Origin of the sequence: Streptomyces rimosus subsp. rimosus (genome assembly GCF_000720725.1) — a bacterium.
In the GTDB taxonomy this organism is placed as follows: domain Bacteria; phylum Actinomycetota; class Actinomycetes; order Streptomycetales; family Streptomycetaceae; genus Streptomyces; species Streptomyces rimosus_A.
The window spans coordinates 156418-171037 of the sequence record NZ_JOCQ01000002.1 but is presented as its reverse complement, the minus strand read 5'-3'; the positions used below and the strand labels follow the sequence as shown (position 1 = coordinate 171037).

Below are 14620 nucleotides of genomic sequence, written 5' to 3'. Positions count from 1 at the left end.
GACGTGGCCCGAGCCACAGCCTAAATCCCCGCGCCACCCCCTGGCGCAGCTGGTTACCGACGAGTTAAGCTACCGGGCACGGGCAGCACCCCTGCCCCGGCGGCCTGGTGACGCAGCCGCCACACGTGCAGTCGGTTCGGCGTCCAGCACGCATTCACGGCTCGGCCTCGGGACAGGGCCCGCCGATCATCATCCGCTAGGGTCATGCGTGTTCTGCATGTGCCCGGCCCCTCCTCAGTCGTCACTTTCCCCTGCGCACATGGGATTTCTTCCCTCGGGAACCTCTGTCCGCACGGGATCCACCTCCTGGAGTCTCGCGATGGACCCTCAGTCCACACCCGGCCGTCCGGCCGACGCCGCCACCGTTCCCCAGGTCTCCCCCGCCTCCCCCGCCTCTTCACCCCCCGCGCCCCGAACGCCCGCCACCGTGGCCGTCGTCGGCCTCGGCACGATGGGCACCGGCATAGCCGAGGTGCTCACCCGCGCCGGCCGCGAGGTGATCGGCATCGACATCGACGACACCGCGGCGCGCCGCGCCGTCGCGGCCCTGGAGGCGTCCACCGCGCGGGCGGTGCGCCGGGAGCGCGTCACCGAGCGCGAGCGCCAGGACGCCCTGGCCCGCTTCCGCACGTTCCGCGACCTGCAGGCCGCCGCCGACGCGGATCTCGTCATCGAGGTCGTGCCCGAGGACTACGAGCTCAAGCGGCAGGTCTTCGCCGAGCTCGACACCATCGTGCGGCCCGACGCCGTCCTCGCCACCGGCACCAACGCGCTGTCCGTGACCCGCCTGGCGGCCGACTCCCGGCACCCGGAACGCGTCCTGGGCCTGCACTTCTTCAACCCGGCGCCGGCCATGAAGCTGGTCGAGGTGGTCTCCTGCGTGCTGACCGCGCCGACCGCCGTCACGGCCGTCACCGAGCTGGCCCGCGAGCTGGGCAAGGAGCCGATCGCGGTCGGCGACCGGCCCGGCTTCGTCGCCGACGGGCTGCTGTTCGGCTACCTGAACCAGGCCGCCGCGATGTACGAGTCCCGGTACGCGACCCGCGAGGACATCGACGCCGCGATGAAGCTGGGCTGCGGCCTGCCCATGGGCCCGCTGGCGCTGCTCGACCTGATCGGCGTGGACACCGCCCGTACGGTCCTGGAGGCCATGTACGCCGCCTCCCGCGACCGGCTGCACGCGCCCGCGCCGATCCTCGGCCAGCTCGCCGAGGCGGGGCTGACCGGCCGCAAGGCGGGCCGCGGCTTCTACACGTACGAGGCGCCGGGCAGCGCGGCCGTCGTGCCGGACGGCCACTCGCCCGCCGAGACCCACGAACCGGCCGCAGGGCGCACGGTGCGCGGCGTCGGGGTGGCCGGCTCGGGGACGATGGCGAGCGGGATCGCCGAGGTCTTCGCCAAGGCCGGCCTCCCGGTGGTGCTGGCGGCCCGCAGCCTGGAGAAGGCCGAGACGGCCAAGGCGCGCGTCGCCAAGTCGCTGGACCGCTCCGTGAAGAAGGGGCGGCTGACCGCCGAGGCTCGGCAGGCCGCCCTCGACGCGATCACCCCGGCCGGGACGCTGGACGCGCTCGCCGACGTGGACCTGGCGGTCGAGGCGGTCGCCGAGGACCTGGAGATCAAGCGGCAGCTGTTCGCGACGCTGGACAAGGTGTGCAAGCCGGGCGCCGTCCTGGCCACCACGACCTCCTCGCTGCCCGTGGTGGCCTGCGCGCGGGCCACCTCGCGCCCGCAGGACGTGATCGGGATGCACTTCTTCAACCCGGCGCCCGCCATGAAGCTGGTCGAGGTCGTGCGCACGGTCCTGACCGCGGACGATGTGCACGCGACCGTGCGCGCGGTGTGCGCCCGGGTCCGCAAGCACCCGGTGGACTGCGGCGACCGGGCCGGCTTCATCGTCAACGCCCTGCTGTTCCCGTACCTGAACAACGCGGTCAAGATGGTGCAGGAGCACTACGCGACGCCGGACGCCATCGACGCCGCGATGAAGCTCGGCGGCGGCTACCCGATGGGCCCGTTCGAACTGCTCGACGTGGTGGGCCTGGACGTCTCGCTGGCCATCGAGAAGGTGCTGCACGCCGAGTTCCGCGATCCCGGCCTGGCACCGGCCCCGCTGCTGGAACACCTCGTCGCCGCGGGCTGCCTGGGCCGCAAGACCGGCCGCGGCTTCCGTGAGTACGCCCGGCGCTGACGCGTGGCGGACGGCCCGGCCGCCGGCCGGCGGCGGGTGGGGCGGGCTGCTGGATCCCTCCGGCGGCCCGCACCCCTCAGGGGCCCGTGCGACGGCTGATGCCGCAGGCAGCGGGAATATGCAGTACCGTCCCCACATGTCCCAGCCCGCCCGTACGCAGCCGTCCGACGGAACCGAACCGACCACCCCCGGCACCCGCCGGGCCGCCGCCCAACGCCTGAAGATGCGCCGTGAACTGGCGGCCGCCGCGATGGAACTGTTCGCTGCCAAGGGCTACGAGGCGACGACGGTCGACGAGATCGCGGCCGCGGCCGGCGTCGCCCGCCGCACGTTCTTCCGCCACTTCCGCTCCAAGGAAGAGGCGATCTTCCCCGACCACGACGACACCCTCGTACGGGCCGAGGCCGTCCTGGACGCGGCGCCCGCGCACGAGCACCCGCTCGACACGGTCTGCCGGGGCATCAAGGAGGTCATGCGGATGTACGCGGCCTCCCCCGCCGTCTCCGTGGCCCGCTACCGGCTGACCCGCGAGGTGCCCACCCTCCGCGAGGCCGAGATCGCCTCGGTGGCCCGCTACGAACGGCTCTTCACCCGCTACCTCCTCGGCCACTTCGACGAGGGCGCCCACCACGAGGGCGACGACGACCCGCTGCTCGCCGAGGTCGCCGCCTCCGCCGTCGTCACCGCGCACAACCACGTACTGCGGCGCTGGCTGCGGGCGGGCGCCGAGGGGGACGTGGAGGCCCAGCTCGACCACGCCTTCGCGATCGTCCGCGCCACCTTCGGCACCGGTATCGGAGCCGGCCGGGGCGGGGCGGGCCGCCAGGCGCCCCCGGCGCGGACGGCGAGGCAGGGCGAGGTCCTGGTGACCGTGGCCCGTACGGACGCGCCGCTGGACGAGGTCATGCGCACGATCGAGAAGGCGCTCAAGCAGCGGTCCTGAGATACCTGCGCTCCGGCGCCGGGGTGGCGTGCACCACCTCCGGCGCCGGAGTCATGCCCACCACTTCGCCCCTTAAGGGGCGACATTTCACCATTTCGACCAGACATCGGGCCGCTCATGCGTGGCCCCCAGATGACATCTGAGAGAAATTGTTGGCACTCAGTGTCTTGTCGGCTGGCACGCGGTGTCATACGTTGATGTTGTCCGGGCGGCCGGCACGCGGACATCCACCGCGTGCCGGCTGTCCCAGCAAGCCTCTCGTGCCTGCCCGCCCGGACGCCTGCGTCACAGGCACTCCCACCGCGCTACCCGCGCTGCCGGAACACCCCTCAGCCGCAAACACCCTTCAGCCGCAACACCCTCAGCTGGACCGACGGCTCTCCCTGCACCACCCCCGACGTACCCTCAAGCCGCTTTCGACTGGCTTCGCCGGAGGCACACCGTGAACCAGATACTTGACGCGATCCTCGCGCCAGAGAGCACCAGCGAAGACTTCGCCGCTCTGCCCCTGCCCGACTCCTACCGCGCGGTGACCGTGCACAAGGACGAGGCCGACATGTTCGACGGCCTGTCCACCAAGGAGAAGGACCCCCGCAAGTCGCTGCACATCGAGGAGGTGCCGGTGCCCGAACTGGGCCCCGGCGAGGCCCTGGTGGCTGTCATGGCCTCCTCGGTGAACTACAACAGCGTCTGGACCTCGATCTTCGAGCCGGTCTCCACGTTCGCCTTCCTGGAGCGCTACGGCAGGCTGTCGCCGCTGACCAAGCGCCACGACCTGCCGTACCACGTCATCGGCTCCGACCTGGCGGGCGTCGTGCTGCGCACCGGGCCCGGCGTGAACTCCTGGAAGCCCGGCGACGAGGTGGTCGCGCACTGCCTGTCCGTCGAGCTGGAGTCCGCCGACGGGCACAACGACACGATGCTCGACCCCGAGCAGCGCATCTGGGGCTTCGAGACCAACTTCGGCGGCCTCGCCGAGATCGCGCTCGTCAAGTCCAACCAGCTGATGCCCAAGCCGGGGCACCTGAGCTGGGAGGAGGCGGCGGCGCCCGGGCTGGTCAACTCCACCGCGTACCGCCAGCTGGTCTCCCGCAACGGCGCCGGCATGAAGCAGGGCGACAACGTGCTGATCTGGGGCGCCAGCGGCGGACTCGGCTCGTACGCCACGCAGTTCGCGCTGGCCGGCGGCGCCAACCCGGTCTGTGTGGTCTCCAGCGACCAGAAGGCGGAGATCTGCCGGAAGATGGGCGCCGAGGCGATCATCGACCGGAACGCCGAGGGGTACAGGTTCTGGAAGGACGAGCGGACCCAGGACCCGAAGGAGTGGAAGCGCTTCGGCAAGCGCATCCGGGAGCTGACCGGCGGGGAGGACATCGACATCGTCTTCGAGCACCCCGGCCGCGAGACCTTCGGCGCCTCGGTGTACGTCACCCGCAAGGGCGGCACCATCACCACCTGCGCCTCGACCTCCGGCTACATGCACGAGTACGACAACCGCTACCTGTGGATGTCGCTCAAGCGCATCGTCGGCTCGCACTTCGCCAACTACCGCGAGGCGTGGGAGGCCAACCGCCTGATCGCCAAGGGCAAGATCCACCCGACGCTGTCGAAGACGTACTCCCTGGAGGAGACCGGGCAGGCGGCGTACGACGTGCACCGCAACCTCCACCAGGGCAAGGTCGGCGTGCTCGCGCTGGCGCCCGAGGAGGGCATGGGCGTGCGCGACGCCGAGATGCGGGCCGAGCACATCGACGCCATCAACCGCTTCCGGAACGTCTGATCCGGACGGACGGAGACCCCGAGAGTACGGGACCAACATGACCGAACGTCACAAGGATCGTCCGTGGCTGATGCGGACCTACGCCGGGCACTCCACCGCCGAGGCCTCCAACGCGCTCTACCGGCGCAACCTCGCCAAGGGCCAGACGGGCCTGTCGGTCGCCTTCGACCTGCCGACGCAGACCGGTTACGACCCGGACCACGTCCTCGCCCGCGGCGAGGTCGGCCGGGTCGGGGTCCCCGTCTCCCACCTCGGTGACATGCGACGCCTGTTCCAGGACATCCCCCTGGAGCAGATGAACACCTCGATGACCATCAACGCCACCGCCATGTGGCTGCTGGCGCTGTACGAGGTCGTCGCCGAGGAGCAGGGCGCCGACATCACCAAGCTGTCGGGCACGACGCAGAACGACATCGTCAAGGAGTACCTCTCGCGCGGGACGCACGTCTTCCCGCCGGGGCCGAGTCTGCGGCTGACCACCGACATGATCGCGTACACGGTGGCGCACATCCCGAAGTGGAACCCGATCAACATCTGCAGCTACCACCTGCAGGAGGCGGGGGCCACACCGGTCCAGGAGATCGCGTACGCGATGAGCACCGCGGTCGCCGTGCTCGACGCGGTACGGGACTCCGGGCAGGTGCCGCCGGAGAAGTTCGGTGACGTGGTCGCACGGATCTCCTTCTTCGTGAACGCCGGGGTCCGGTTCATCGAGGAGATGTGCAAGATGCGCGCCTTCGGCCGCATCTGGGAGCAGGTCACCCGGGAGCGGTACGGCGTCGAGAACCCCAAGCAGCGCCGCTTCCGGTACGGCGTCCAGGTCAACTCGCTCGGCCTGACCGAGGCGCAGCCGGAGAACAACGTCCAGCGGATCGTGCTGGAGATGCTGGCCGTCACCCTGTCCAAGGACGCCCGCGCCCGTGCCGTACAGCTCCCGGCCTGGAACGAGGCGCTGGGGCTGCCGCGGCCGTGGGACCAGCAGTGGTCGCTGCGCATCCAGCAGGTGCTGGCCCACGAGTCGGACCTGCTGGAGTACGAGGACGTCTTCGCCGGGTCGCACGTCATCGAGGCCAAGGTCGAGGAGCTGGTCCGGGGCAGCCTGGCGGAGATGGACCGTATCGCGGAGATGGGCGGGGCGATGGCGGCCGTCGAGTCCGGCTACCTGAAGTCGCAGCTGGTCTCCTCGCACGCGGAGCGGCGGGCCCGGATCGAGGCGGGCGAGGAGAAGATCGTCGGCGTCAACTGCTACGAGTCGACCGAGCCGAACCCGCTCACCGCCGACCTGGACACCGCCATCATGACCGTCGACCCGGACAACGAGGCGGGCGTGGTGCGGGCGCTGCACACCTGGCGGGACAACCGCGACGAGGGCCGCGCACAGGAGGCGCTGTCGGCGCTGAAGAAGGCCGCGGCCGGCGACACGAACCTGTTCGCGGCGACCCTCGAATGCGCCCGCGCGGGCGTCACGACCGGCGAGTGGGCCTGGGCCCTGCGGGACGTCTTCGGCGAGTTCCGGGCGCCGACCGGCGTCTCCGGGGCACCGCTCGCGGTCACCGCCGAGGCGGGCACCCCGCTCGCCGCGGTCCGCGCGAAGGTCGAGCGCACCGCCGCCGACCTGGGCGGCGGCCGGCTGCGCCTGCTGGTCGGCAAGCCCGGCCTGGACGGGCACAGCAACGGCGCGGAGCAGATCGCCGTACGGGCCAGGGACGCCGGCTTCGAGGTGGTCTACCAGGGCATCCGGCTGACCCCGGAGCAGATCGTCGCGGCGGCCGTCGCCGAGGACGTGCACTGCGTGGGGCTGTCGATCCTGTCCGGCTCGCACGCCGAGCTGGTGCCGGACGTGCTGGCGCGGATGCGCCGCAGCGGCGCACCGGACATTCCCGTCATCGTGGGCGGCATCATCCCCGCCGCCGACGCGGCGGCCCTCCGGGAAGCCGGAGTGGCGGCCGTTTTCACCCCGAAAGACTTCGGTATCACGGAGATCATCGGCCGTATCGTCGACGAGATCCGTACCGCGAACAAGCTCGACCCTCTGGAGGTCCCCGCATGACCCGCCCCGCTCCCGCCGCCCCTTCCGACGGCAACCGGCTCCGCCCGCGCCGTTCCTGCCTCGCCGTGCCCGGCAGCAATCCGCGCTTCCTGGAGAAGGCCCAGGGCCTGCCCGCGGACCAGGTGTTCCTGGACCTGGAGGACGCCTGCGCGCCGCTGGCGAAGCCGGGCGCGCGGCACAACATCGTCGACGCGCTGAACACCGGCGACTGGACCGGCAAGACGCGCGTCGTGCGGGTCAACGACTGGACCACGGAGTGGACCTACCGGGACGTCATCACCGTCGTCGAGGGCGCGGGCCAGAACCTGGACTGCATCATGCTGCCGAAGGTGCAGGACGCCCAGCAGGTGGTCGCGCTGGACCTGCTGCTGAGCCAGATCGAGAAGACCATGGGCTTCGAGGCCGGCCGGATCGGCATCGAGGCGCAGATCGAGAACGCCAGGGGCCTGGTGAACGTGGACGACATCGCCGCCGCGTCGCCGCGCCTGGAGACCATCATCTTCGGCCCGGCCGACTTCATGGCCTCCATCAACATGAAGACGCTGGTCGTGGGCGAGCAGCCGCCCGGGTACGGCGCGGACGCGTACCACTACATCCTCATGCGCATCCTGATGGCGGCCCGCGCCAACGACCTCCAGGCCATCGACGGCCCCTACCTCCAGATCAAGAACGTGGACGGCTACAAGGAGGTCGCCGGGCGCGCCGCGGCGCTGGGCTTCGACGGCAAGTGGGTGCTGCACCCGGGTCAGGTCGAGGCCGCCAACGAGGTGTTCTCGCCCACGCAGGAGGACTACGACCACGCGGAGCTGATCCTGGACGCGTACGCGTGGCACACCTCCGAGGCGGGCGGGAAGAAGGGTTCCGCGATGCTCGGTGACGAGATGATCGACGAGGCCAGCCGCAAGATGGCGCTGGTCATCTCCGGAAAGGGCCGCGCCGCCGGCATGACCCGTACCTCGAAGTTCGAAGCCCCGGAGGCGTGAGCGCGATGCAGTTCGGCCGTACCTATGAGGAATTCACCGTCGGGGACGTCTACAAGCACTGGCCGGGAAAGACGGTCACGGAATACGACGACCACCTCTTCTGCCTGCTCACGATGAATCACCACCCGCTGCACATGGACAGCAACTATGCCGAGCGGACGACCGACTTCGGGAAGAATGTCGTCGTCGGGAACTACATCTACTCGCTGTTGCTGGGGATGTCGGTGCCGGATGTGTCGGGCAAGGCGATCGCGAACCTCGAAATCGAGTCGCTGAAGCATGTCGCGCCCACATTCCACGGGGACACCCTCTACGGCGAGACGACGGTGCTGGACAAGACGCCGTCGAAGTCGAAGAGCGACCGCGGGATCGTGTACGTGGAGACCAAGGGCTACAAGCAGGACGGCACCCTGGTGTGCGTCTTCCGGCGCAAGGTGATGGTGCCCACCGCCACGTACGTCAAGGAGCGCGGCGGCGAGCAGCCGGGCCGCCCCGAACTGCGGGAACCGGCCCGTAAGGAGAAGTGAGATGAGCGGACGCCTCGCGCAGACCGAGGGCCTGACGGACATCCAGCGGGAAATCCTCTCGACGGTCCGCGACTTCGTCGACAAAGAGATTCTCCCGGTCGCCACCGAGCTGGAGCACCGCGACGAGTACCCGACGCGGATAGTCGAGGGGCTGAAGGATCTCGGCGTCTTCGGGCTGATGATTCCGGAGGAGTACGGCGGGCTCGGCGAATCGCTGCTGACGTACGCGCTGACGGTGGAGGAGATCGCCCGCGGCTGGATGAGCGTGTCGGGCATCATCAACACCCACTTCATCGTGGCGTACATGCTCAAGCAGCACGGCACGCAGGAGCAGAAGGAGTACTTCCTGCCGAAGATGGCGGCGGGCGAGATCCGCGGCGCCTTCTCGATGTCGGAGCCGGCGCTCGGCTCGGACGTCTCGGCCATCACGTCCAAGGGCGTGCGGGACGGCGGGGACGACGGGGATTTCGTACTGACCGGTCAGAAGATGTGGCTGACCAACGGCGGTTCGTCAACTCTGGTCGCGGTGCTGTGCCGTACGGACGAGGGCCACCCGGAGGGCACCGCGCCGCACAAGTCGATGACCACCTTCCTCGTGGAGAAGGAGGCCGGCTTCGGCGAGGTCCGGCCGGGTCTGACCATCCCCGGCAAGATCGACAAAATGGGCTACAAGGGGGTGGACACCACCGAACTGATCATGGACGGGCTGCGGGTCCCCGCCGACCGGGTCCTCGGCGGCGAGACCGGACGTGGCTTCTATCACATGATGGACGGCGTCGAGGTCGGACGGGTGAATGTGGCCGCGCGGGGCTGCGGCGTCGCGCAGCGCGCCTTCGAGCTGGGCGTTTCGTACGCGCAGCAGCGGCACACGTTCGGCAAGCCGATCGCCCAGCACCAGGCGATCCAGTTCAAACTTGCCGAAATGGCGACAAAGGTGGAAGCCGCCCATGCGATGATGGTCAACGCCGCTCGCAAAAAGGACTCCGGACAGCGAAACGACCTTGAAGCGGGCATGGCCAAGTACCTGGCCTCCGAGTACTGCAAGGAGGTGGTGGAGGACGCGTTCCGCATCCACGGCGGCTACGGCTTCTCCAAGGAGTACGAGATCGAGCGCCTCTACCGGGAGGCACCGATGCTCCTCATCGGTGAAGGAACCGCCGAGATCCAGAAAATGATCATCGGCCGACGGCTACTGGAGGAGTACCGAATCCAGGGGTGAACGCCCGATTTGGGGTGTTTTCTTCAGGACGAAGATCACACCCCGTCATCGTTGTTCGGCCACGGATTGGCTCTGGCTCTTGGCCAGTTGCCGCCCGCAACCGATACCATCCCGGGAAAGCCGCCGTCCCCCATTGCATATGCGGCATCCTCCGCTACGAAGGTCATCCATGCCCCACAGCCAATCCTCTGCACAACGCGGTCGCGTCCGCCTCGCGCGCGGAGCGTCGCCGTGGCTTCTGCCGACCGTCGCGACGGCCGCGGTCAGCCTGGCCCGTTCCCGCCGCTCGGGACGCTGGGCTGCCGCCGCCGTGCCCGCCACCGCCCTGGCGGCGGGCATGCTGTGGTTCTTCCGCGACCCTGAGCGCGAGATCGCTCAGGGCCGGGTCATCTCCCCGGCCGACGGCGTGGTGCAGAGCATCATGCCGTGGAAGGACGGACGCACCCGCGTCGCGATCTTCATGAGCCCGCTGAACGTCCACGTCAACCGCGCCCCGCTGGCCGGCACGGTGACGTCCGTGGAGCACATCCCCGGCGGGTTCGTCCCGGCGTTCAACAAGGAGAGCGAGAACAACGAGCGGGTGGTCTGGCACTTCGACACCGAGCTCGGCGACATCGAGATGGTGCAGATCGCCGGTGCCGTGGCCCGCCGCATCGTCCCCTACGTCCCCCAGGGCACGAAGGTGGAGCAGGGCGAGCGCATCGGCCTGATCCGCTTCGGGTCGCGCGTCGACGTCTACCTCCCGGCGGGTGTCGAGGCCGCGGTCGAGGTCGGCCAGGCCACCACCGCGGGGGTGACACGCCTTGACCGTGATTGATCCCGACACCCAGTCCGGCTGGGTCGCGGAGGTCGAGGAGGACGCGGCCGACGACATGCCCCTGTCGACGCGGCTGTCGATCGCGGACACCCTCACCCTCGGCAACGCCATCTGCGGCTTCATGGCCGTCTACTTCACCACCACCGGCGTCCTCATCCCCCACCTGACGGGCAACGAGGACGGCGGGATGGCGCGGCACAGCGCCGCCATGGCGGTGATCCTGATGCTGCTGGCCTCCATCTTCGACCTGTTCGACGGGCTCGTCGCGCGCAAGCTGCGCGCCTCGGCAATGGGGGCCGAGCTCGACAACCTCTCCGACCTGATCAGCTTCGGACTGGCGCCGGCGTACTTCGTCGTCACCTGGGGCATGGTCGCCCCGGACGCCCACCAGCTCCAGCGGGTCTCGGTGGTCGCGGCGGTGGTGGTGCTGCTGGCGGTGGTGCTGCGGCTGGCCCGGTTCTCCTGTGTGACGCTGCGGGACGGCATCTTCCAGGGCATGCCGAGCCCGTTCGGCGCGCTGACCGTCGTCGCGATCGTCCTGCTGGAGCTGCCCTTCGTACCGACGCTGCTGGCGATCATCGGCGTGGCCTGGCTGATGGTGAGCCGGGTCGAGTACCCGAAGCCGCGGGGACGGCTCGCGGTGGCGATGCTCAGCTGGATCGTGCTGAGCATGGGCATGCTGGCGGCCTGGGCGCTGGACGCCCCCGGCGGCCAGATGCTCCTGCAGACCGGCTGCGCCCTCCAGATCGTGCTGGGCGCGATGATCCCGGTCTTCGCGACGGCCCGCCGGGTCAACGCCTTCCGCGACAACCGCCGCGAGGCGCGCAGCGCGCAGGTGCAGCAGATCCCGTAGCGGCCACCGGCCTTCGGACCACGAAAGGCCCCCGCCGAGCGCAGCAGCTCGGCGGGGGCCTTTTGCCGTATCCGGAAGCGCGGAGGCGCACGGGGCGCGCCCAGGCGCCCGCCGCGCCCCCTGGCGGCCCGTGTCAGCGCCGTACGGCCACCACGGGCACCGCAGCTACCTCCGTCACCGCCGTCACCGCCGTCAGCTCAGGAAGTCCCGGGCCAGGGCCTCCGCGGCGCGCTCCAGGAGCGGCCCCGCCTCGGCCATGCAGCGCGCCGGGTCCGGCTCCAGGTCGGTCAGCGGATAGGCGCGGCGGATGCCGGCCCGGCCCAGCACCTCGGGCGGCAGGGCCAGTCGCCCGCAGACCGCCGCCACGTCCAGGCCCGCGGCACGGGCCGCCGCCGCGACCCCGGCCGGTGCCTTGCCGTGCAGGGTCTGCTCGTCCAGCGAGCCCTCCCCGGTGACGACGAAGGTGGCGCGGGCCAGGGCCGGGGCGAAGCCCAGCACCTCCAGCATCACGTCGATGCCCGGCCGGAAGGCGGCGCCCAGGCCGACCAGAGCGCCGTAGCCGATGCCGCCCGCCGCGCCCGCGCCGGGCGCGAGGGCGCACTCGGCGGCGCGCGGCCCCACCGCGGCCTCCAGAACCTTGGCGTAGTGGGCGAGGGCCGCGTCCAGTGCCGCGACGTCCTGTTCGCTCGCGCCCTTCTGCGGCCCGTAGACGGCGGGGGCGCCCGTCGGGCCGGTGAGCGGGTTGTCCACGTCACTGGCGAGCACCACGTCCGTACCGGCGAGCCGGGGGTCCAGGCCGGTCAGATCGGCGGTGACCAGGTCGCGCAGCGGGCCGCCGCCCGGTGGGAGCGGGGCGCCCGCGGCGTCCAGGAAGCGGGCGCCGAGGGCGGCGAGCATCCCCGCGCCGCCGTCGGTCGTGGCGCTGCCGCCGACGCCGAGGACGATCGTGCCGGCGCCCGCGTCCAGCGCCGCGCGCAGCAGCTCGCCGGTGCCGTACGTGGTGGCCGTGAGCGGTGCGAAGCGCCCGTCCGGCAGGTGCTGGAGGCCGGACGCCTCCGCCATCTCCACCACGGCCGTGCCGTCCTCGTGGAGCGCGAAGGTGGCCGTCACCGGGTCGCCGACGGGGCCGGTGACCCGGGCCTCGTGCCGTGCGAAGCCCGCCGCCAGGGCGGCCGCGACCGTGCCGTCGCCGCCGTCCGCGACCGGCACCGACTCCACCGCGAGGCCCGGGACGGCCCGGCGCAGCCCGGCCGTGACGTGTCCGGCGACCTCGACGGCGGTGAGCGAACCCTTGAATTTGTCCGCGGCGACCAGCACCCGCGGTGCCCGGTCCCGGTCTGCCGCCGGTGTCCTTGCTGCGTCCGCCACTGTTTCCCCTTGCTTTCGAACTGGCAGTCGCGCCGCTGCGACCTTATCCGGCGCGGGCTCCGGCGAACAGGGAGCGGCGGTGCCGGACGGCGCGCCAATCCGGCGGAACAATATTTTTCCGGTCATAGTGGGACGCCATGAGCGTGCAGACGTCCGAGGAACCGACGCCGAATTCCGGGCCCGGCGGCGCGGAACACGATCCGCCGCCCGATCTCGTTCTGGTCGGCGTCGGGGTGGCCGCGGTGCTCGCGGTGGTGGCGTGGGCGGCGCTGGGCAAAAAGAATTTCGAATCGGTCACCGATTCCGCGCTGAACTGGGTGCTGGGGAATTTCGGCTGGCTGTTCGTGGTGGCCGCGGATGTCTTTCTCGTGCTGTGCGTCCTGATCGCGTTCAGCCGTTTCGGCCGGGTCCGGCTCGGCACGGACGACGCGGAACCGGAATTCGGCAATCTGGCGTGGATCGCGATGATGTTCAGCGCCGGAATGGGCATCGGCCTGATGTTCTACGGCGTGGGCGAGCCCTTGCAGCACTACGTCTCCCCGCCGCCCGCCAGCGGCGTCACACCGCACACCGGCGCCGCGGCCCGTACCGCGCTGGAGTACTCGTTCTTCCACTGGACCCTGACGCCGTGGGCCATCTACGGCATCGCGGGCCTGGCCCTGGCGTACGCGGGCTTCCGCAAGGGCCGCAGCAACCGGCTCAGCTCCGCCTTCGTCCCGCTGATCGGCGAGCGGCGGGCCGGCGGGCGACTGGGGCACCTGATCGACCTGCTGGCCGTCTTCGCGACCGTCTTCGGTACGGCCACCAGCCTGGGCCTGGGCGCCCTCCAGGTCAGCAGGGGGCTCAACATCACCACGGGCACGGCGGACAGCACGGCCGTCCAGCTGGTGATCATCGTGTCGCTGTCCGCGGCGTTCGTGGCCTCGGCCTTCTCCGGCCTGCACAAGGGCGTCAAGTGGCTGTCCACCATGAACATCGTGCTGGCGGCGCTGCTGATGCTGTTCGTCTTCGTGCTCGGCCCGACCGTGTACGTCCTGGACAGCATCCCGGCCAGCGTCGGCGGCTACCTGGCCGACCTGCTGCCGATGGCCTCGCGGACCGGCGCGTTCACCGACGCGGACTGGCTGGGCGTCTGGACCGTCTTCTACTGGGCGTGGTGGCTGTCCTGGGCGCCGTTCGTCGGCACGTTCATCGCCCGGATCTCGCACGGGCGGACCGTACGGGAGTTCCTGGTCGGCGTCCTGCTGGTGCCCAGCGGCGCGACCATGATCTGGTTCTGCGTGCTGGGCGGCAGCGCGATCCGGCTGGACGCCGGCGGCGTGGCCGACCTGGCGAAGCACGCGAAGGACGCCGAGGCATCGCTGTTCGGGATGCTGGACGCGCTGCCGGCCGGGACCGTGACCTCGTGGGTGGCGATGATCCTGGTGATGACGTACTTCATCACCAGCGCCGATTCCGCGTCCCTGGTGATGGGGTCGCTGACCAGCCGGGGCGCGCTGCATCCGCGCACCTGGCTGGTGGTCACCTGGGGCATCCTGATGGCCGCGGTCGCCGCGGTGCTGCTGGTGGCGGGCGGGCTCGGGGCGCTCCAGACGGCGACGATCCTCGTCGCGCTGCCGTTCGTGTTCGTGATGCTGGCGCTGTGCTGGGCACTGCTGAAGGAACTGCGCGAAGACCCGGGCGCCGGGCCCGCCCGGCACCCCGCGATGCACGGCCTGCGGGACGCGGTGCGCACCATCGTCGGCGAGGAGATCACCGACCGCGGCCGCACTCGCCACCCACGGCTGCGCCGGGCGGCCGACGCGAAGCGGTCGGGTGACGAGACGGACACGCCGGGTCAGGGCACGCCCGGGGTGTAGGGCGGGCGGGGTGTGGGGCGGGCATGCCCGGCG

The 14620-nt window shown here is 70.8% G+C and carries 10 protein-coding genes and 1 pseudogene; 10 read left to right on the top strand and 1 reads right to left on the bottom strand.

Features of this window, described 5'->3' with window-relative positions:
- The first annotated feature begins 319 nt into the window (after positions 1-319).
- The 9 genes and pseudogenes from IH45_RS0101735 (at position 320) to pssA (ending at position 11360) form a co-directional block, all read left to right on the top strand.
- The gene (locus IH45_RS0101735) at positions 320-2188 is read left to right on the top strand and encodes a 3-hydroxyacyl-CoA dehydrogenase family protein (RefSeq protein ID WP_078897119.1); all 1869 of its coding nucleotides are present in this window, start codon (positions 320-322) and stop codon (positions 2186-2188) included.
- A 136-nt stretch (positions 2189-2324) separates the two neighbouring features.
- Positions 2325-3131 (top strand): TetR family transcriptional regulator, encoded by an 807-nt coding sequence (locus tag IH45_RS0101730; protein ID WP_030660100.1) that lies wholly within the window; start codon positions 2325-2327, stop codon positions 3129-3131.
- Positions 3132-3573: 442 nt separating this feature from the next.
- Complete coding sequence (gene ccrA, locus IH45_RS0101725) at positions 3574-4911, top strand: crotonyl-CoA carboxylase/reductase (RefSeq protein ID WP_030660098.1); 1338 nt, start codon at positions 3574-3576, stop codon at positions 4909-4911.
- A 22-nt stretch (positions 4912-4933) separates the two neighbouring features.
- A pseudogene (locus tag IH45_RS0101720) lies at positions 4934-6961 on the top strand (protein meaA); the annotation flags it as partial.
- Positions 6958-7944 carry an HpcH/HpaI aldolase/citrate lyase family protein gene (locus tag IH45_RS0101715; protein WP_030660094.1) on the top strand — a complete coding sequence of 329 codons (987 nt, stop codon included), beginning with the start codon at positions 6958-6960 and terminating at the stop codon, positions 7942-7944. The pseudogene IH45_RS0101720 and the gene IH45_RS0101715, both read left to right, overlap by 4 nt.
- A gap of 5 nt (positions 7945-7949) precedes the next feature.
- Positions 7950-8471: a MaoC family dehydratase gene (locus tag IH45_RS0101710; RefSeq protein WP_003981811.1), complete on the top strand. Its 522-nt coding sequence runs from the start codon at positions 7950-7952 to the stop codon at positions 8469-8471.
- Between the two features lies 1 nt (position 8472).
- Positions 8473-9690: an acyl-CoA dehydrogenase family protein gene (locus tag IH45_RS0101705; RefSeq protein WP_030660092.1), complete on the top strand. Its 1218-nt coding sequence runs from the start codon at positions 8473-8475 to the stop codon at positions 9688-9690.
- Positions 9691-9859: 169 nt separating this feature from the next.
- Positions 9860-10507, top strand: a complete 648-nt coding sequence (locus IH45_RS0101700; RefSeq protein ID WP_003981813.1) for a phosphatidylserine decarboxylase — start codon at positions 9860-9862, stop codon at positions 10505-10507.
- Entirely contained in the window at positions 10494-11360 is an 867-nt protein-coding gene (gene pssA, locus IH45_RS0101695) for a CDP-diacylglycerol--serine O-phosphatidyltransferase (RefSeq protein WP_030660090.1), read from the top strand. The genes IH45_RS0101700 and pssA overlap by 14 nt, the downstream gene beginning before the upstream one ends.
- 192 nt (positions 11361-11552) lie before the next feature.
- Here the strand turns inward: pssA and IH45_RS0101690 are convergent, their stop codons facing one another.
- Positions 11553-12677: a glycerate kinase gene (locus IH45_RS0101690; RefSeq protein ID WP_030660089.1), complete on the bottom strand. Its 1125-nt coding sequence runs from the start codon at positions 12675-12677 to the stop codon at positions 11553-11555.
- Positions 12678-12865: 188 nt separating this feature from the next.
- Between IH45_RS0101690 and IH45_RS0101685 the strand changes: the two genes are divergently transcribed.
- Positions 12866-14587, top strand: a complete 1722-nt coding sequence (locus IH45_RS0101685) for a BCCT family transporter (protein ID WP_030660087.1) — start codon at positions 12866-12868, stop codon at positions 14585-14587.
- The last annotated feature ends 33 nt before the right edge of the window (positions 14588-14620 follow it).